Genomic DNA, 18,668 nt, shown 5'->3' with positions numbered 1-18,668 from the left:
AGGGGGTGGGTGGTGAAGGAGGGTGGTGAAGGGCGGGGAGTGAGGGGCGGGGAGTGAGGGGGCCCTACGGCAGCGCCCCCGCCCTGCGGGCCGCCACCACCGCCTCCAGGCGGGTGTGCGCGCCCAGCTTCCGCATCGCCGAGCGCAGGTAGCCCTTCACCGTCTCCGGCCGCAGCCCGAGGCGTGACGCCGCCGCCGCGTTCGTCGCCCCCGAGGCCACCGCCGCCAGGACGTCCTTCTCGCGCGACGTCAGCGACACCACCGGGCCCGCCGTCCCCGGGACCGGCGACGCCGCCGTGACCGAGGCCGACTCCAGACGGCCGCACACCGCGAGCAGCCGCTCCCGCAGCTCCGGATCCGCCACCCGGGGAGCCAGCGCGCGCAGCTCGCCGTGTGCCTGCCGCACCTCCTCCCAGGACGGTTCCGAGGGCGGCGGGGCCAGCAGCCGGCGGACCTCGTCCCGTACCGCGAGCGCCTGCTCCACGTCCCGCGCCGCCGCCACCGCCGCGTCGAAGACCCGCTCGCCGATCGGCAGCGCGTCGCGCAGCGCCCCGTACAGCACCCCGCGCACCGTGCGCCGGACCACGACCGGTACGGCGATCACCGACCGCAGCCCCTCCGCGGAGACCGGCACGTCGTACTCGTGCGTGATGTGCCGGGCCGAGGGGTAGTCCGTCACCGCGCACGGCCGCGAGAGCGCCAGGCACTTGCCCCCGAGCCCCGAGCCGGCCGAGATCGCGAGCCCGTGCAGCGCCGGGGTCACCGCCCCGGTCAGCTCGGCGATCCGCAGCACGCGGCCGTCCTGGAGCAGCCCCCCGAACACCACCGGGAGACCGGTGGCACGGCGCATCCGCAGCAGCGCGCCGCGCAGCTCCATCGATTCGACGTGCTCGCGCACCGTTCACTCCCCGTCGTCCGTTGGGCCGGTCGGCTGGTTCACCCCCGAACGGGGGTAGTGAGACCTGGGTCACCGATTACACGATGTCCGGGACCTGTCCCGCAACGAGGAGGACACATGACCGCAGCGAGCGCGGCCGACGCGACGGAGACGTTCCGGGCGGCCCGGGACTTCCTGCTCCACCATCGCGAGGACTACGACACGGCGTACGAGGGCTTCGCCTGGCCCCGCCCCGACCGTTTCAACTGGGCGCTCGAATGGTTCGACGTCATCGCCGCCGGCAACGACAGAACCGCCCTGCACATCGTCGAGGAGGACGGCTCCGAGACGCGGATCAGCTTCGCCGAGATGTCGGCCCGCTCGAACCGCGTCGCGAACTGGCTGCGCGCCCAGGGCGTCCGCGCCGGCGACCGGATCATCGTCATGCTCGGCAACCAGGCCGAGTTGTGGGAGACGATGCTCGCCGCGATGAAGCTGCGCGCCGTCGTCATCCCCGCCACCCCCCTCCTCGGCCCCGCCGACCTCCGCGACCGCGTCGAGCGCGGCCGCGCCCGCCACGTCATCGTGCGCGCCGAGGACACCGCCAAGTTCGACGACGTCCCCGGCGACTACACCCGCATCGCGATCGGCGGCGACGGGGTGAACTGGCTCGGCTACGAGCACGCCGTCCGGGAGTCCGCCGACTTCGAGCCCGACGGCGTGACCCTCGCCGCGGACACGCTGATGCTGTACTTCACCTCCGGGACGACCGCCCGGCCGAAGCTCGTCGAGCAGACCCACACCTCGTACCCGGTCGGGCACCTCTCGACGATGTACTGGATCGGCCTCAAGCCCGGGGACGTGCACCTCAACATCTCCTCGCCCGGCTGGGCCAAGCACGCCTGGTCCAACCTCTTCGCGCCGTGGAACGCGGAGGCGACCGTCTTCATCCACAACTACACGCGCTTCGACCCGGCCCGTCTGATGAGCGAGATGGACCGGCACGGCGTCACCAGCTTCTGCGCCCCGCCGACCGTGTGGCGGATGCTGATCCAGGCCGACCTCGGGCAGCTGAAGACCCCGCCGCGCGAGGTCGTCGCCGCCGGCGAACCCCTCAACCCCGAGGTCATCGAGTCGGTACGGCGCGCCTGGGGCGTCACCATCCGGGACGGCTTCGGCCAGACGGAGACCGCCGTGCAGGTCTCCAACAGCCCCGGCCAGCGGCTCAAGGAGGGCTCCATGGGCCGCCCCAGCCCCGGCTTCCGCGTCACGCTCGTCGATCCGGTGAGCGGCCGGGCGGACGTAGAGGAGGGCGAGATCTGTCTCGACCTGTCGGCCAACCCGGTGGGCCTGATGACCGGTTACCACGGCGACCCGGAGCGTACGGCCGAGGCGATGGCGGGCGGCTACTACCGCACCGGTGACATCGGCTCGCGGGACGAGGACGGGTACATCACGTACATCGGACGCGCCGACGACGTCTTCAAGGCCTCCGACTACAAGATCAGCCCCTTCGAGCTGGAGAGCGCCCTCCTGGAGCACGAGGCCGTCGCCGAGGCGGCCGTCGTCCCCGCCCCCGACCCGCTGCGACTCGCCGTCCCCAAGGCGTACGTCGTCCTCGCGGCGGGCTGGGAGCCGGACGCGCGGACCGCGCAGGCCCTCTTCGACCACTCGCGCGCGGTCCTCGCCCCGTACAAGCGGATCCGGCGGATCGAGTTCGCCGAGCTGCCCAAGACCGTCTCCGGCAAGATCCGGCGCGTGGAACTGCGCCGGCTCACCGCCGAGGGCGGCGGCACGGAGTACACCGAAGGAGACCGGGGATGACGAACGCGCGGACCACGGAACTCTCGTACGCGCACGGGGTGTCCGGCACCGCCCTCCTCGGCGACACCGTCGGCGCCAACCTCGACCGGGCCGTCGCCGCCTGGCCCGACCGGGAGGCGCTCGTCGACGTCCCCGGCGGCCGCCGCTGGACCTACGCCCAACTCGGCGCCGATGTCGACCGGTTGGCCGACGCGCTGCTCGGCAGCGGCGTCCGGAAGGGCGACCGGGTCGGGATCTGGGCGGTGAACTGCGCCGAGTGGGTCCTCGTCCAGTACGCCACCGCCCGCATCGGCGCGATCATGGTCACCATCAACCCCGCTTACCGCTCCCACGAGTTGGCGTACGTACTGAACCAGGCGGGCATCTCCCTGCTCTTCGCCACGCTCGCCCACAAGACGAGCGACTACCGGGCCATGGTCGAGGAAGTACGCGGAGAGTGCACGGAGTTGAGGGAGGTCGTGCACTTCGGGGACCCCAGCTGGGATGTCTTCCTCGCGCGTACGGCGGGGGAGCTGCGCCCCGAGCCGCTCTCCTGCGACGAGCCGGTCAACATCCAGTACACCTCGGGGACCACCGGCTTCCCGAAGGGGGCCACCCTCTCCCACCACAACATCCTCAACAACGGTTACTTCGTCGGGGAGATGATCGCCTACAGCGAGCAGGACCGGATCTGCATCCCCGTGCCCTTCTACCACTGCTTCGGCATGGTGATGGGCAATCTGGCCGCCACCTCGCACGGCGCCTGCATGGTGATCCCCGCGCCGTCCTTCGAGCCCGCCGCCACCCTCCGGGCCGTGCAGGAGGAGCGCTGCACCTCGCTGTACGGGGTGCCGACGATGTTCATCGCCGAGCTGAACCTCCCCGACTTCGCCACGTACGACCTCTCCACCCTCCGCACCGGCATCATGGCCGGTTCGCCGTGCCCGGTGGAGGTGATGAAGCGGGTCGTCGCCGAGATGAACATGGCGGAGGTGTCGATCTGTTACGGCATGACCGAGACCTCGCCCGTCTCCACCCAGACCCGGCGCGACGACGACCTGGACCGCCGCACCGGCACCGTCGGCCGGGTCCTGCCGCACGTCGAGGTCAAGGTCGTCGACCCGGCGACCGGACTGACCGTGGAGCGCGGCGCGGCGGGGGAGCTCTGCACCCGCGGCTACAGCGTGATGCTCGGCTACTGGGACGAGCCGGAGAAGACCGCCGAGGTGATCGACGCGGGCCGCTGGATGCACACCGGTGACCTGGCGGTGATGCGGGACGACGGCTACGTCCAGATCGTCGGCCGCATCAAGGACATGATCATCCGGGGCGGGGAGAACGTGTACCCGCGCGAGATCGAGGAGTTCCTCTACGGGCACGCCAAGATCGCCGACGTCCAGGTCGTCGGCGTGCCCGACGAGCGGTACGGCGAGGAGATCCTGGCCTGCGTGATCCCCCGCGACCCGGCCGACCCGCCGACCCTGGAGGAGGTGACGGCCTTCTGCCGGGACCGGCTCGCCCACTACAAGATCCCGCGCAGGGTGGAGATCCTCACCGAGTTCCCCATGACGGTCAGCGGCAAGGTGCGGAAGGTGGAGCTGCGGCAGCGGTACGGGGAAGGTCGCTAGGGGGTGTCTTGCCGATCAGGCCGGGCTCGCGACGCCTGGCACCGCGCCTCGCCGCGTTGTCGTCGGTCGCCAACGCTCCGCGTTGACTCCCTCCTCCGCCTTGCGATGCACGGCACCAGACGCCGCTCCCTGATCCGGCCTGATCGACAAGACACCCCCTAGGGCCTGTCCGGCGGATCATGGCCGGGGCCAGGGTGCTCGGTCGTGCGTGCGAAGGTGCGGTTACGCTCGGCGACATGCCGAACCGTGTTCCGTTCCATGAAGCGCTGCTGTCCACCGTGGGCACCCCCGAGCAGGTCACCCTCCTGGACAGCAGTCCGCGGTCACGGGTGTGGCGGGTGCGGCTGACCGGCGGGCGGCCGGTGATCGTCAAGCAGGTCACCGACGACGGGGACGCGGGTGCCGACGCGCACACGCGCTTCGAGCGGGAGCTCGCCGGGCTGAGCCTGGCGGGGCGGGCCTCCGGGCCCGCCGTGGCCCCCGAGGTGCTCGCCACGGACCCGTCCTCGCGGGTCATGGTCCTGGAGCACCTGGACGACCTCGGCAGGACGGACGACTGGATGCCGGGGTACGCCGAGTCGCTCGCCCGGCTGCACGCCCTGACCGGGCCCGCCGACGCGGGCGCACTCCCGGTCTGGTCGGGGCCCACCGCCGCCGACGCGGAGTCCTTCCTCGCCCTGGCCAGGGCGCTCGACGTGCCCGTACCGGCCGGCGTTCCCGAGGAACTCGCCGGTCTCCTGGAGCGGTTGGACCCCACCCCGCACCACGCGCTGCTGCACGGCGACCCCTGCCCCGGCAATGATCTGCGCACCGCCGACGGCGTCCGCTTCGTCGACTTCGAGCGGGCCTCCCTCGGCAACGGCCTGATCGAACTCGCCTACTTCCGCATCGGCTTCCCCACCTGCTGGTGTGCGATGTCGGTGACCGCGGCCCCGCTCGCGGAGGTCGAGGACGTCTACCGGACCACCTGGCGCGGCCTCACCGGGAAGGACGTGCCGGGTGACCTCGCCGACGCGTGCGCGGGCTGGCTGATCCAGGGCGACGCGCTCGTCGAGCGCGCCCACCGCGGGACGGCCGACCAGCTCGCCCGGGTGCCCGCCGAGGACTTCGAGTGGGGTTACGTCTCCGCCCGCGAGCGGCTCGTCCACCGCCTGGGCGTGGTCGCCGACATGACCCGCGACCACGATCACCTGCACGCCGTCGGCCGTCTCGGCTCCGCCATGGCCGACCGCCTGCTCGTCCGCTGGCCGAAGCTGCGTCCGCTGCCCACGCCCGACGCCCGCCCTTGGTTCTAGGGGCGACGGGCGGGCGGGGGCTGGGACCGGGGCGGGCTTGAGGCGTAGGCCGGGCAGGGCCTAAGGGGCTTCCTGGGCCTCTTGGAGCTCTTGGACCCCCCGGGGCTCCTGGGCGCCCCGGGGCTTGTGAACCCCCGGAGTCTCCTGGACCTCCCGGGACTCCTGAACCTTCGGGGGCTCCTGGACCTCCAGCGGCTCCTGGACCTCCCGGCGCATGCACACCCGGGGCCAGACCGACAGGCCGTGTGCCGCCTCCGCGTGGCTGATGGCGCGCAGCCCGTCCGTGAGCGCCGGGTCGGATTCGGCGAGCGGGCGGAAGCCGAGCCGGATGTAGTACGGGGCGTTCCACGGGACTTCGGTGAAGGTCGTCAGGGTCAGTGCCGTCAGGCCCTGCTCCCTGGCGGCCGCCGCCAGGTGCTCGATCAGCGCCCGGCCGACGCCCCGGCGGGCGGCGTCCGGGTGCACCGACACCTGCTCGATGTGGGCGGAGCCGTCGACGGTGTCGGCGAGCAGATAGGCGACCGGACGGTCGGCCGCGTCCACCGCCACCCAGGCCCGGCCCTCGCAGCGATACGCCTCCAGGACGTCCAGGGGCAGGGGGTCGTCGTCGGCGATCGCCGCCATGCCGAGAGAACGGAACGGCTCGCCCGCCGCCCGTTCGATGTCCTGGAGCAGCGGGAGTTCGGCCGGAGCGGCCGCTCTGATGCGCATACGACAGTATGGCGCGAGGTCAGGGAACGGTGCGGCCCGTCCCCCTGCCCGGCTCCGGGGGAGGCCTGATCTCGTCCGCCTCGCGCGGGCGGTCGAGCAGCCCGCCGTCCCGGGAGAACCGGGGCAGGAACAGGGCGAGCGCCGGATCCCCGTACAGCGCGACGTACAACTGGACGAGACGCCCGTCCGTCACCTCGCGCCGGTGGGCCGGCAGCGGATGCCGCTCCCGCAGGCCGGCGAGCAGGTGCCGCGCGGCCCGCGTCGCCGGCGGCAGGCGCAGCAGCGCCGCCGCGAGGAGGACCGGGAGCAGGGCGACCGCCACGACCACGATCAGGCCCGCACCGCCCGGTCCGCCGTCGCGCCCGTGGCGCGCCCAGCCCACGAGCAGTCCGGCGCCGACCGTCAGCGGGACGCAGGCGAGCAGGACGCGCGCGGCCCGCAGCCGGGCGGGCGGCCGCAGCAGACCGGCCCGGCCGAGCTCGCCGTGCAGGGCGTCCACGGCCCGCCGCGCCTCGGGCCGCAGGGCGAGCGCCCGCAGCGCCAGCGCCCGGTGCAGCGCCCCGTGCACCCCGAGCTGTACGGGATCTCGGGTCCGGCCCGGACCTCCGTTGGCCCGAATCGTACGTTTACGTCCCGCGGCGACCGCCCCGCGCTGGTGGAGCGCCACGAGCGCGACCGTGACGGCCGCCCGGCGCCCTCCCCGCAGCAGCGCGAGGGCCTGTGGCGGCGGCTCGTCGCCCGCGGTCCACGCCCCGCTTTCCTGGCTGCGGGTTCGCAACAGCGCGGCGGCGAGCGCCAGTTCCGCGCAGGCCACCCCGATGAACCACCACATCGCCGTCGACATGACGCCACCCCCCGAGGGTGTTGTGCCCGGGGGACCGTGATCGTCACGCGTGAATGGCCGGTTTCGGATGGCGAGGTGTTGTGGGCGGGGCTCGGCGGGGTGGGTTGAGGTGCGGTGGGGTGCGTTGGGGCGGGGACGGCGCCGGACGGGAGGGTCAGGCGCCGTCGGCGGCCAGCTCGTCGGCGGCGAGGTTGACGGGCTGCGGGGTGCCCGTCAGGTCGAGGACGAAGAGCGGGAGGCCGATCTCGGCGGCCCGCTTGCGCGCCTCCGGGGTGTAGCCGGCCAGCGAGAAGAACACGCTCACGCTCGTGGTGGGGGTGCTCAGGCCGTTGAGCCAGAGGCATTCGACGGCCCGCAGCCCGGCCGGCCGCGTGCTCGGATCCACCTGGGCGACGAGTCCCGGCGCCCGCAGGTCCACGCCGGAGGCGGGGCGGTCCTCGGGCTGGACCACGTCCCGGAAGCCGAGCCAGCGGAGGTACCCGGCGGCCGCGGCCACCGCGTCCCGCGCGGTCCGGATCGTCACCGGCCGGAAGGTACCCCGCATCGGAGCCGGGCGCGGGGCCGTGGGCGGCAGCGGGATGTGCGCGGGGTACCGCTCGGCGAACGTGCGGTGCGCCCGGGCCCGGGCCGGGACGTCCAGGCCACCCGGGACGTCCAGGCCACCCGGAACGCCGTCGCCCGAGACGCCGTGGTCCGGAGCCCCGTCGCCGGAAACGCCGTCGTCCCGGCCGGTCGGGCCCGAACCGAACCACTCCGAGCCGTGCTCGAACGCCCGGGGCCTGGCCGGACCGCCGGGGGCCTCCGGTTCCGGTCGGGCGCCGAAGGTCCCGCCTGCGGCCGTCGGCGGCGTGAGCCCCGGACCGCCGGGGTCACGGGGTGCCGCGTCCGGCGCGGTCGACCCGGCACGGCCGGGAGCCGAGGAGGGGAACGGGGACGGGGACGGCGACGGGGCGGTGTGCGGGGAGGAGGAAGGACCGGCCGGGGGAGGCGGGCTCTGCGGCGGACGCTGGGTCCGCGAGCTCGGCGCGGTGTGCGCGGTCGACGGAGTATGCGGCGTCTGCGGACCGTGCGGTGTCTGCGCACCGTGCGGGGGCTGTGGCGCCTGCGGGCTGTGCGGAGCCCGCGCCCCGGCGCGTCCGCCGCCCTCGGCCGGGTGCTGCGCCCCCGCCCCGCCGTTCCCGTCGGACTCCGTGCCCACCGGCTGGACGGGGACCCGGAGGACCGTGCCGCAGGCGCAGCCGAGCTCCGGGTGGGGCCAGTCGTCCTCGCGGCCGCAGGCGCCGCAGCGGACGGTGACCCATTCGTCCGTCCAGTTCCGGTGCGTGATCGGCTCCGCCGTCGCGCCCGCCGTCACCGGAGGGGCGACGGGGCTTCCGCACGCGCAGGGAAAGACGGGCGCCGCGTACGCCTGCGTCCGCTGGCACTCCGGGCAGCGCACCGGTACCGACTCACCCACCACCGCGACCCCCTGTCGTTCCGCCCCCATCGTCCACCCATCGGCCACCTCGGGGGAGGGAGTTCGGCCACTTCGGTGATCCCGCGGGGCGGACTTCTCTTGACGGTTCTCCGGGACCCGACCTACATTACTTCCGTATAGCAGAACAGTATTTCCGCATTACGGAAACAAGCCTCCCGGGCTCCCTGAGCCGCCGGGCACGCTTGCCTCCGACCGGCCGAAGCAGGAGCACTCCCATGCCTCGTATGACCGCCGCCGCAGCGGCCGTTGAGATCCTCAAGCGCGAAGGCGTCACCAACGCGTTCGGCGTGCCTGGCGCGGCGATCAACCCCTTCTACCGCGAGCTCAAGAACGTGGGCGGCGTCAGCCACACGCTCGCTCGTCACGTCGAGGGCGCGTCGCACATGGCCGAGGGGTACACCCGGGCCAAGGCCGGCAACATCGGCGTCTGCATCGGCACCTCCGGCCCCGCCGGCACCGACATGATCACCGGCCTCTACTCGGCGATCGCGGACTCCATCCCGATCCTCTGCATCACGGGCCAGGCCCCGGTCTCGAAGCTCCACAAGGAGGACTTCCAGGCCGTCGACATCGCGTCCATCGCCAAGCCGGTGACCAAGGCCGCGACGACCGTCCTGGAGGCCGCGCAGGTCCCGGGCGTCTTCCAGCAGGCCTTCCACCTGATGCGCTCCGGCCGCCCCGGCCCGGTCCTCATCGACCTCCCGATCGACGTCCAGCTGACCGAGATCGAGTTCGACCCGGAGACGTACGAGCCGCTGCCGGTCTACAAGCCGCAGGCCAGCCGCGCCCAGGCCGCGAAGGCGCTGAGCTTCCTCCTGGAGTCCGAGCGCCCGCTGATCGTCGCCGGCGGCGGCATCATCAACGCCGACGCCACCGACCTCCTCGTCGAGTTCGCCGAGCTGATCAACGTCCCGGTCATCTCCACCCTCATGGGCTGGGGCACCATCCCGGACGACCACGAGCTCGCCGCCGGCATGGTCGGCGTCCAGACCGCGCACCGCTACGGCAACGCGACCTTCCTGGAGTCGGACTTCGTCCTGGGCATCGGCAACCGCTGGGCCAACCGCCACACCGGTTACAACATGGATGCGTACACCAAGGGCCGGAAGTTCGTCCACGTCGACGTCGAGCCCACCCAGATCGGCAAGATCTTCGCCCCGGACTACGGCATCGCCTCCGACGCCAAGGTCGCGCTGGAGCTCTTCATCGAGATCGCCAAGGAGCTGAAGGCCGCCGGCAAGCTGCCGGACTTCTCCGCCTGGTCCGCCTCCGCGCAGGAGCGCAAGGCCACCCTCCAGCGCCGGACGAACTTCGACAACATCCCGATCAAGCCGCAGCGCGTCTACGAGGAGATGAACAAGGCGTTCGGGCCGGACACCCGCTACGTCACCACCATCGGCCTCTCCCAGATCGCGGCCGCGCAGTTCCTGCACGTCTACAAGCCGCGCCACTGGATCAACTGCGGCCAGGCCGGCCCGCTCGGCTGGACCATCCCGGCCGCCATCGGTGTCGCCACCGCCGACCCGGAGACCCCGGTCGTGGCGCTGTCCGGCGACTACGACTTCCAGTTCATGATCGAGGAGCTGGCGGTCGCCGCCCAGCACAAGGTCCCCTACGTCCACGTCCTCGTGAACAACGCGTACCTCGGCCTGATCCGCCAGGCGCAGGGCAACCTGGGCATCAACTTCGAGGTCAACCTCGAGTTCGAGAACATCAACACCCCGGAGATCGGCGTCTACGGCGTCGACCACGTCAAGGTCGCCGAGGGCCTGGGCGTCAAGGCCATCCGCGTCACCGACCCGGACAAGCTGGGCGAGGCCCTCGAAGAGGCGAAGAAGCTCGCGGTGGAGTTCCAGGTCCCGGTCGTCGTCGAGGCCATCCTGGAGCGCATCACCAACATCGCGATGAGCAAGACGGTCGACATGAGCGACGTCACCGAGTTCGAGGAGCTCGCGACCGAGCCCGGCCACGCGCCGACCGCGATCAAGCCGCTCAAGGTCTGAGACCTCAAGGCCCGAGACCTGAGGGTCTGAGGCTGAGGCCTCAAGGCCCGAGACCTGAAGGTCTGATCCGGGAGCACTGACACGGCCCCCGTCCCGAGGAGCACCGGGACGGGGGCCGCCCCACGCCCATTCCCCCGGTCGCTCTCCGCCTCGCGCTCACCCCCGGTCGCCCCCGCCCCGCGCTCACCCCTGGGCCGCCACCAGCACCGCGCCCGCCTCCGTCCACTCGTACAGGACGGACCGGCCCGCCCGTCCCCGCCGGACCAGGCCGGCGTCGAGCAGGACCTTCAGGTGCCGGCCCACCGATCCGAGGCCCTGCCCCGTCAGCGCCACCAACTGGCTCGTGGACTTGGGCGTTCGGAGCCGTACGAGCACACCCGCCCGTGCCGCGCCGAGCAGCGCGCCGAGCGCCTCGGGCGGAACGGGACCCGAGCCGTCCGCAAGGGCGCCCGCGCACGGGTACACCACCGCGGACCGCTCCGTCCCCTCCCACGACACCCATCCCGTGCTCGCGGTCACCGGCACGAACAGCAGACGGCCGCCGTCCACCGAACGCGGTGGATAGTCCCGGGAGTTGACCTGGAGCCGGCCGTCGCCGAGCCACCGCATCTTCCCCGGGCAGAGTTCGTCGAGGGCCGCCGCCCAGCCGCCCCGGACCAACTGCGCGGTCCGCGCCACCACATCGGCTTCGAGGACCCGCCGGCGCCGCGGCCACTCCGGCAGCACGCTCTCCCGCCACACCCACGTCAGGACCGCGGCCATCCGCTCCGGAAGATCGCGCGCCGAGCGCAGCGGCTCCGGTACGGGACCGTCGAGCGCGACCGCCAACTGCGGTACGGCGGCGGCCGGATCGGCCGTGCGGACCGCTTCGACCTCCTCCTCGAAGGGCTGCTCGCCCTCGCCGAGCGGCGTCGGGGTCAGGAAGTCCGCGTTCCACGTCCGCCCGAGCGCGGCCCCGACGAGCAGACCGTCGAGCGGAGCGGCCGCCAGGCGCGCCCGGTAGGAGGGGAGGTGCCGGGCCAGCCAGGCCTGTTCGCCCGGGTGGGAGCCCGAGCCCGTGTGCAGGATCTTGAGCGCCGCGATCGTCTCGCTCAGCGGCGAGACGACGAAACGGCTGCCCGCGAGCGAGTCCGTACCGATCTGCCACCAGCCCATAGACGACGACCGCCCTTTCGCCACGAGTCCCCACGAGCCCGTTGGTTTCGCCCCGGAGCGAAACAGTATCGCCGTCGCCGGGCGCCCCCGAGACTGCCCGCATGCCCCGCTACCGCGCGCTGTTCCGTACCCCCGAGTTCACCCCGCTCTTCCTCGCCGGCTCCGCCCAGGTCGCCGCCCAGATGGTGGCCGGACTCGGCCTCGCCACCCTCGTCTTCCGCGCGACCGGTTCCCCGCTGCTCTCCGCCCTCGCGCTCTTCGGGCCCTCGCTCGCCCAGCTGGTCGGCGCGACGACCCTGCTCTCGGCGGCCGACCGGCTCCCGCCGCGCACCGCGATCGCCGGGCTCGCGCTCTTCTTCGCCCTGTGCACGGCGGTCCTGGCGCTCCCCGCCCTGCCGGTCTGGGCCGTCTTCGTGGTCCTCTTCGGGCAGGGGCTGGCGGCCTCGCTCGGCGGCGGCGTCCGTTACGGCCTCCTGAACGAGATCCTCGCCCGCGAGCAGTACCTCCTCGGCCGCTCGGTGACGAACATGGCGGTCGGCGTCTGCCAGATCGCCGGCTTCGCGACCGGCGGCGTCCTGGTCGCGTTCCTCTCCCCGCGCGGCACGGTCCTCGTCGGCGCCGTGCTCTACCTCGCCGCGGCCCTCGTCGCCCGCCTCGGTCTCACCCGGCGGACACCGCGCGCCACCGGCCGGGCCTCCGTCGCCGAGACCTGGCGGACCAACGCGCGCCTGTGGGCCTCGCCTGCCCGCCGCCGCTGCTACCTCGCCCTGTGGGTGCCCAACGGGCTGATCGTCGGCTGCGAGTCGCTCTTCGTGCCGTACGCCCCCGAGCGGGCGGGGCTGCTCTTCGCCTGCGCCGGCCTCGGGATGCTCGTCGGGGACACGGCCGTCGGCCGCTTCGTACCGGCGCGGCTGCGCGAGCGGATCCGCTTCCCGCTCCAGGCGCTGCTCGCGGCCCCGTTCCTGGTCTTCGCCCTCGACCCGGGGCTGCCGCTCGTCCTCGCCCTCGTGACCGTCTCGGCCGTCGGGTACGGGGCGAGCCTGCTGCACCAGGAACGGCTGATGGCCCTGGTGCCGGAGGAGCTGAGCGGCCACGCCCTCGGGCTGCACACCTCCGGGATGCTCGCCCTCCAGGGAGTGAGCGCGGCGCTCGCGGGCACCCTCGCCCAGTTCACGTCACCGCGTACGGGCATGGCGCTGCTCGCGCTCGCCTCGCTCACCGTCACCCTGGTACTCGCCCGGGCCGACCGCGAGGCCGAAGCGGCACCGCCCGACGAGGCGCCCTCGAAGGCGGCACCGCCCAGTCGGGCACTGCCTAGCGAGGCGCCGTAGAGCGGTGCACGACCGTGTCCTCGCACGGCCCGTCGGCGAACAGCTTGAGCGCCTCCACCTCGTCCTTGTCGGCGGACAGGCCCCAGCGGAGCTTGGTGCTCACCCACTCGCCGACGTATCGGCAGTAGCGGGTGGAGTCCACGGGCACCCACTCGGCGGGGTCGCGGCCGGCCTTCTCCTTCCGGCTGCGGGCCGTGACGGCGACGAGGGTCGCGGCGGCGCCCTGGTCGTTGGCGTACTGCTCGCGCCGGGCGGCCGTCCAGCCGGAGGCCCCGGACTGCCAGGCCTCTTCGAGGGCGACGAGGTGGTCGACGCGGAGCCCCGCCGGGTCGGTGACGTTCTGCCCGTCGTAGAACGAGGTCCACCGGCCCCCGGTCAGCGCGCAGCCCGCACCGGTCTTCGGGGCGTCGACGGACTCGGCGACGAGGACCTCGGAGCGGGTGTCACAGCCGTCCGCCGGGTCGAGGCCCTGGTTCCAGTGGCGGAACGCCGACTCCTTGTAGCCGTCCGGGTCCTCGGAGGCCTCGGTGAGCTCGGCCAGCGCGTCGGGGAAGAGGACGACGCCGGCGGAGAGGGCGGGGGAGGGGACGGCGAGCGGGGACAGGATCAGCGCGAGCGGTGCGAGACCGCGCATCAGGTTCTTGATCATGTACCGATGGATAGCCGCGGGATCGGGGCGCGTGGGGCCCGAATCGCGGAGCGCTCCTCCGAGCGGGTGCGGATCTTCACCGCAGAAACGATGCGCTGGGCGCCCGTACCGCGTCCACCCGTACATACGAAGAAGAGCGCGGAACCAAGGACCGTAAACCTGGTTCCACGCTCTCCCGTTGTGCCCGTCCGACGGCACGAGGCTGGCGCGACAGGACGTTCGCGCCGCCGGACGGAGTCTGTGGGTGTACCTGCGTTCGGGGCCGGCGGACGGAGTCCGACGCAGCCGTCCGAAGCCTGCGAAGCAGTGCGAGGGCGGCGTCGAGAGTGGGTCGTTCGCGCCGCCGGACGGAGTCTGTGGGTGCAGCTGCTTTCGGTGCCCCCGAGGGGAAGGGCTGGGCGATAGGACCGCGGCGGCGGCGACGGGCGTGCCGGCTGTCCTCTTCTTTCAGGTCAAGAAGGGGGGCCCGACGCCCTTACCACCGCACTGGCTCGACGCCGCCGCGGTCCTCACGCTTGTCCGGTCCGCCGACCACCCCTCATCCGGGCCGGCGATCCGGACCGCGTACGGCACTGACCTCCCGTCAGGCGCCGTACGCAGTCTGGGTGCTGCTGTGCGGTCAGTCCTCGCGCAGGGCGCGGACCGCCTCGGCCACGCGCTTGCCGTACTCCGCGTCGGCGGCGGCGAAGTGCGCGAGGTTCTTCTCGATGACGTCCTCGCGGGACACCTGGGACAGACCGCCGGCGATGTTGGCGATCAGACGGCTCTTCTCCTCGGCGGACATCAGGCGGTAGAGCTCGCCGGCCTGGAAGAAGTCGTCGTCCTTGGTGTGCGCGGGCGCCTCGTGGGTGCCGGTCCAGCCGTGGATCGCGAGCGGCGCGGAGAGCGCGGCGTCGGTCTGGGCCGGGCCCTGGTACGAGTTGGGCTCGTAGTTCTTGTCGTGGCGCGAGCCGTTGCGGGTGGCCATGAAGCCGTCGCGCCCGTAGTTCTCCGCGGTGGTCGCCTTGGGGGCGTTCACCGGCAGCAGGGTGTGGTTCACACCGAGGCGGTAGCGGTGGGCGTCCGCGTAGGCGAAGAGGCGGCCCTGGAGCATCTTGTCCGGCGAGGGGCCGATGCCCGGGACGAAGTTGTTCGGGGAGAAGGCGGCCTGCTCGACCTCGGCGAAGACGTTCTCCGGGTTGCGGTCGAGGACCAGGCGGCCCACGCGCTGGAGCGGGTAGTCGCTGTGCGGCCACACCTTGGTGAGGTCGAACGGGTTGAAGCGGTACTCGGCGGCCTCGGCGGCCGGCATGACCTGGACGTACAGGGTCCAGCTCGGGTTCACGCCGCGCTCGATGGCCTGGAGCAGGTCGGTCTGGTGCGAGTTCGCGTCCTTGCCGACGAGCTCGGCGGCCTGGTCGGCGGAGAGGCTGCGGATGCCCTGGTTCGTCTTGAAGTGGTACTTGACGAAGAAGGCCTCGCCCGCCTCGTTGGTCCACTGGTACGTGTGGGAGCCGTAGCCGTTCATGTGGCGGTACGAGGCGGGGATGCCGCGGTCGCCCATGAGCCAGGTGATCTGGTGCGTCGCCTCGGGGGCGTGCGCCCAGAAGTCCCAGACGTTGTCCGCCTCCTGCTTGCCCGTGAAGGGGTCGCGCTTCTGGGAGTGGATGAAGTCGGGGAACTTGATCGGGTCCTTGATGAAGAACACCGGGGTGTTGTTGCCGACGAGGTCGTAGTTGCCCTCTTCGGTGTAGAACTTCAGGGCGAAGCCGCGGGGGTCACGGACCGCGTCCGCGCCGCCGAGCGAGTCGGCCACGGTGGAGAACCGGATGAAGGTCTCGGTCTTCTTGCCGACCTCGCCGAGGAAGTCCGCCTTGGTGTACGCGGTGACGTCGTCGGTCACCTCGAAGTAGCCGTACGCACCGGAACCGCGGGCGTGCACCACACGCTCCGGGATCCGCTCACGGTTGAAGCGCGCGAGCTTCTCCAGCAGGTGCTGGTCCTGGAGGAGGATGGGGCCACCGACGCCGGCGGTGGCGGAGTTCTGGTTGTCGGCGACGGGGGCGCCGGACTCGGTCGTAAGCACGCGCTTCGACATCGTGACCTTCCGTACGGGAACTCTGCTGACGGTGCGAGGAGCCTAGATTCGGCCGGAACGCGACGTCAACAGTTTGTTGAAAAGGAAGTGTGGTGTTCCGGTCGGCGGCGACGCCTGGGCGCGACAGGACAGGTGTCAGCGCCGCCGCCGACCGGAAATCAGGGGCCCCGGTGAAGGGGCTGAGGGGTGACCCGCAAGGCACCCCCTGGGGGTCAGACCTGCTGGCCGGAGAGGCGCTCGACGGCGCGCAGCAGGGCCGAGTGGTCCAGGCCGCCGTCACCCTGCGCACGCAGGGAGGCGACGAGCTGGGCCACGACGGCGCCGACCGGGAGGGCCGCGCCGACGTTGCGGGCGGCGTCGGTGACGATGCCCATGTCCTTGTGGTGCAGGTCGATCCGGAAGCCGGGCTTGAAGTCCCGGTTCAGGAAGTTGTCCTTCTTGCGGGTCAGGACCGTGGAGCCGGCCAGACCGCCGTTGAGGACGTCCAGGGCGGCCTGGAGGTTCACGCCGGACTTCTCGAGGAAGACGACGGCCTCGGCGCAGGCCTGGATGTTGACCGCGACGATGAGCTGGTTGGCGGCCTTCACCGTCTGGCCGGAGCCGTGCGGGCCGCAGAGCACGATGGTCTTGCCGAGGGTCTCCAGGATCGGGAGGGCCTCGTCGAAGTCGGCCTGCTCGCCACCGACCATGATCGAGAGCACGGCCTCGATCGCGCCGGCCTCGCCGCCGGACACCGGGGCGTCGATGACGCGGATGCCCTTGGCGGCGGCGTTCTTCGCCAGGTCGACGGAGGTCTGCGGGGTGATCGACGACATGTCGACGATCAGCGCGCCCTCCTTGGCGTTCTCCAGGATGCCCTCGGGGCCGTAGGAGATGGCCTCGACCTGCGGGGAGGCGGGCACCATCGTGACGATGACGTCGGCGTCCTTCACGGCCTCGGCGATCGACGAGGCGGAGGTGCCGCCGGCCTTGGCCAGCCGCTCCAGCTTGTCCTGCTCCAGCGTGAAGCCGGTGACCGCGTAGCCGGCCTTCAGCAGGTTCTCGGACATGGGGGAGCCCATGATTCCGAGGCCGATCCAGGCAATCTTGGGAAGGTTGCTCATGAGGGTGCCTCTCAAAAACTGGTGGTACGGGGAGAAGTCGCTGGTCAGCGGGCCGGGCGGGCCTCGACCGGGAGCCAGGCGAAGGACGCGGCGGCGTCGGCGGCCTTGTACTCCAGGCCGACCCAGCCGTCGTAGCCGGCCTTCTTGAGCTCGTCGAGGAGCTGCTCCAGGGGGAGCTCGCCGGTGCCCGGCGCGCCGCGGCCCGGGTTGTCCGCGATCTGGACGTGGCCGGTCTTGGCGGCGTACTCCGCGATGACCTGGCTGACGTCCTCGCCGTTCATCGACAGGTGGTAGATGTCGAGGAGGAACTTGGCGTTGCCGAGACCGGTGGCCGCGTTCACCTTGTCGATGACCTCGATCGCGGAGGGGGCGCTCACCAGCGGGTAGAGCGGCGACTCCGGCTTGTTGAGGGTCTCGACGAGGAGGATCGCGCCGATCCGGTCCGCCGCGCGGGCGGCCAGGACCAGGTTCTCCAGGGCGAGGGTGTCCTGGATCTGCGGGTCCACCCCCTCGACGCGGTTGCCGTAGAGCGCGTTGAGCGCCTTGCAGCCGACCGAGGCGGCGAAGTCGGCGGCCACCTCGATGTTGGCGCGGAAGCGGTCCGACTCCTCTCCGGGTACGGAGAGGGCGCCGCGGTCCGGGCCGGGGAGCTGTCCGGCGTAGAAGTTCAGACCCACCAGCTGGGTGCCGGCGTCCTCAAGGGCTTTCTTGAGGGCGTCGAGCTCGCTCTGCTCGGGGGTGGCGGTGTCGATCCAGGGCCACCACAGCTCGACCGCCGTGAAGCCCGCCGCGGCGGCGGCCGCGGGGCGCTCCAGGAGCGGGAGTTCCGTGAAGAGGATCGACAGGTTCACATCGAAGCGCTGGTCCGTGTATCCCATGAGGGGCGGCGCTCCTTCCGTATCGCGGAAGTAAGTTTCTGTCTGACGGAATGTTGCAAGCAGGTCGTCCTCCTTGTCAAGAGGTCCCCGCAGGTCCGGGGCTCCCGTACGTCGGGGCGGGGCCGTACTTTGGGTCCATGGTGCGTTTGAGAGTGGAGTTCACGACCGAGCCGTTCGACCTCGACGAGGCGCCGGCGCACGCGGTCGTGGCCCGTGAGGTCATCCAGTCGGCCGAACTGGACGCGGTCGACGTCGGCCCCTTCGGCAATACGGCGGAAGGCGGCGCCGACGAGGTGCTCACCGCGGTCGACGCGCTGCTGCGCAGATCGCTCGCGGCCGGTGCCACGCGGGTCTCGCTCCAGGTGAATGTGATCGGGGAGGGCGAGAAGTGACCGAACATCCGCTGATCGCGGCGGTGAAGCCGCTGGTCGACGCCATGGGCGCGGAGCTGCTGGGTCCCACGCAGGCGGAGGGTGACGACGTCGTCCTCTCCTGGGAGGGGGAGGACGTCCTCGCCGTACGACTGCCGCAGCTGTCCGATTCGCTGGATCACATCCTCGCGGCGATGGAAAGACGGCACGGGATGCCGCTGGCCGAACTGGACCGCAAGGCGAAGCAGGAAGCGGTGCGCGTTCTGGAGGCACGCGGTGCCTTCTCGGTGCGCCATGGGGTGGAGACGGTGGCGGGGGCGCTGGGCGTCAGCCGCTTCACCGTGTACAACTACCTCAACAGAGAGACCGCCCTGAGCAGGGAAAAGGCCGCCGAGAGCAGCTAGTTGATCTTGTTGTGACCACAAGCCGTCGTCCAGATGTCGGGACGACGGCTTTTGTGTGGCCG

The 18,668-nt window shown here is 72.1% G+C and carries 16 protein-coding genes; 7 read left to right on the top strand and 9 right to left on the bottom strand.

Translation table 11 applies throughout. The features are described from left to right. Positions 1-64: 64 nt before the first annotated feature. Positions 65-877 (bottom strand): LuxR C-terminal-related transcriptional regulator, encoded by an 813-nt coding sequence (locus ACFC0G_RS28060; RefSeq protein ID WP_376408036.1) that lies wholly within the window; start codon positions 875-877, stop codon positions 65-67. 138 nt (positions 878-1,015) lie between these two features. On the opposite strand from ACFC0G_RS28060, the gene ACFC0G_RS28055 reads away from it, so the two are divergent. The 3 genes from ACFC0G_RS28055 (at position 1,016) to ACFC0G_RS28045 (ending at position 5,603) form a co-directional block, all read left to right on the top strand. Continuing rightward, positions 1,016-2,701 (top strand): AMP-binding protein, encoded by a 1,686-nt coding sequence (locus ACFC0G_RS28055; RefSeq protein WP_376407975.1) that lies wholly within the window; start codon positions 1,016-1,018, stop codon positions 2,699-2,701. Further along, a complete protein-coding gene (locus tag ACFC0G_RS28050) occupies positions 2,698-4,308 on the top strand; it encodes an AMP-binding protein (RefSeq protein WP_376407972.1) in 1,611 nt (536 codons plus the stop codon). Before ACFC0G_RS28055 ends, ACFC0G_RS28050 begins: the two co-directional genes overlap by 4 nt. A gap of 236 nt (positions 4,309-4,544) precedes the next feature. Then, a complete protein-coding gene (locus ACFC0G_RS28045) occupies positions 4,545-5,603 on the top strand; it encodes a phosphotransferase (protein WP_376407970.1) in 1,059 nt (352 codons plus the stop codon). 60 nt (positions 5,604-5,663) lie between these two features. On the opposite strand, the gene ACFC0G_RS28040 is transcribed toward ACFC0G_RS28045, so the two are convergent. From ACFC0G_RS28040 to ACFC0G_RS28030, 3 genes are all read right to left on the bottom strand, one after another. Then, the gene (locus ACFC0G_RS28040) at positions 5,664-6,314 is read right to left on the bottom strand and encodes a GNAT family N-acetyltransferase (protein ID WP_376407967.1); all 651 of its coding nucleotides are present in this window, start codon (positions 6,312-6,314) and stop codon (positions 5,664-5,666) included. Between the two features lie 19 nt (positions 6,315-6,333). After that, positions 6,334-7,158, bottom strand: coding sequence for a TIGR04222 domain-containing membrane protein (locus ACFC0G_RS28035; RefSeq protein ID WP_376407965.1), 825 nt, complete (start codon positions 7,156-7,158; stop codon positions 6,334-6,336). A 154-nt stretch (positions 7,159-7,312) separates the two neighbouring features. Further along, the gene (locus ACFC0G_RS28030) at positions 7,313-8,614 is read right to left on the bottom strand and encodes a hypothetical protein (protein WP_376407962.1); all 1,302 of its coding nucleotides are present in this window, start codon (positions 8,612-8,614) and stop codon (positions 7,313-7,315) included. A gap of 236 nt (positions 8,615-8,850) precedes the next feature. Between ACFC0G_RS28030 and gcl the strand changes: the two genes are divergently transcribed. Next, on the top strand, positions 8,851-10,638 hold the full coding sequence (gene gcl / locus ACFC0G_RS28025; protein ID WP_376407960.1) for a glyoxylate carboligase: 1,788 nt from the start codon (positions 8,851-8,853) through the stop codon (positions 10,636-10,638). A gap of 183 nt (positions 10,639-10,821) precedes the next feature. Here the strand turns inward: gcl and ACFC0G_RS28020 are convergent, their stop codons facing one another. Then, positions 10,822-11,793 (bottom strand): ArsR family transcriptional regulator, encoded by a 972-nt coding sequence (locus ACFC0G_RS28020; protein WP_376407958.1) that lies wholly within the window; start codon positions 11,791-11,793, stop codon positions 10,822-10,824. Between the two features lie 101 nt (positions 11,794-11,894). Here ACFC0G_RS28020 and ACFC0G_RS28015 point away from each other — a divergent pair, with 101 nt between their 5' ends. Continuing rightward, on the top strand, positions 11,895-13,124 hold the full coding sequence (locus ACFC0G_RS28015; protein WP_376407956.1) for an MFS transporter: 1,230 nt from the start codon (positions 11,895-11,897) through the stop codon (positions 13,122-13,124). Here the strand turns inward: ACFC0G_RS28015 and ACFC0G_RS28010 are convergent. The 4 genes from ACFC0G_RS28010 to ACFC0G_RS27995 all read right to left on the bottom strand — a co-directional run bounded on the left by ACFC0G_RS28010 (position 13,108) and on the right by ACFC0G_RS27995 (position 17,831). Further along, positions 13,108-13,773 (bottom strand): HNH endonuclease, encoded by a 666-nt coding sequence (locus tag ACFC0G_RS28010; protein ID WP_376407954.1) that lies wholly within the window; start codon positions 13,771-13,773, stop codon positions 13,108-13,110. The genes ACFC0G_RS28015 and ACFC0G_RS28010 overlap by 17 nt on opposite strands. 619 nt (positions 13,774-14,392) lie before the next feature. Further along, a complete protein-coding gene (locus ACFC0G_RS28005; RefSeq protein ID WP_376407952.1) occupies positions 14,393-15,850 on the bottom strand; it encodes a catalase in 1,458 nt (485 codons plus the stop codon). A gap of 212 nt (positions 15,851-16,062) precedes the next feature. Then, on the bottom strand, positions 16,063-16,953 hold the full coding sequence (locus ACFC0G_RS28000; RefSeq protein WP_376407950.1) for a 2-hydroxy-3-oxopropionate reductase: 891 nt from the start codon (positions 16,951-16,953) through the stop codon (positions 16,063-16,065). Between the two features lie 44 nt (positions 16,954-16,997). Continuing rightward, entirely contained in the window at positions 16,998-17,831 is an 834-nt protein-coding gene (locus ACFC0G_RS27995; RefSeq protein WP_376407948.1) for a TIM barrel protein, read from the bottom strand. 140 nt (positions 17,832-17,971) lie between these two features. Here ACFC0G_RS27995 and ACFC0G_RS27990 point away from each other — a divergent pair, with 140 nt between their 5' ends. Continuing rightward, the gene (locus ACFC0G_RS27990; protein WP_078627122.1) at positions 17,972-18,223 is read left to right on the top strand and encodes a hypothetical protein; all 252 of its coding nucleotides are present in this window, start codon (positions 17,972-17,974) and stop codon (positions 18,221-18,223) included. Positions 18,224-18,267: 44 nt separating this feature from the next. Continuing rightward, the gene (locus ACFC0G_RS27985; RefSeq protein WP_376408033.1) at positions 18,268-18,606 is read left to right on the top strand and encodes a helix-turn-helix domain-containing protein; all 339 of its coding nucleotides are present in this window, start codon (positions 18,268-18,270) and stop codon (positions 18,604-18,606) included. Positions 18,607-18,668: the final 62 nt, after the last annotated feature.

Source organism: Streptomyces sp. NPDC056169 (genome assembly GCF_042268445.1).
Taxonomy (GTDB): Bacteria; Actinomycetota; Actinomycetes; order Streptomycetales; family Streptomycetaceae; genus Streptomyces.
The sequence above is the reverse complement of the archived record's forward strand: the minus strand, read 5'-3'. Positions and strand labels throughout refer to the sequence as shown.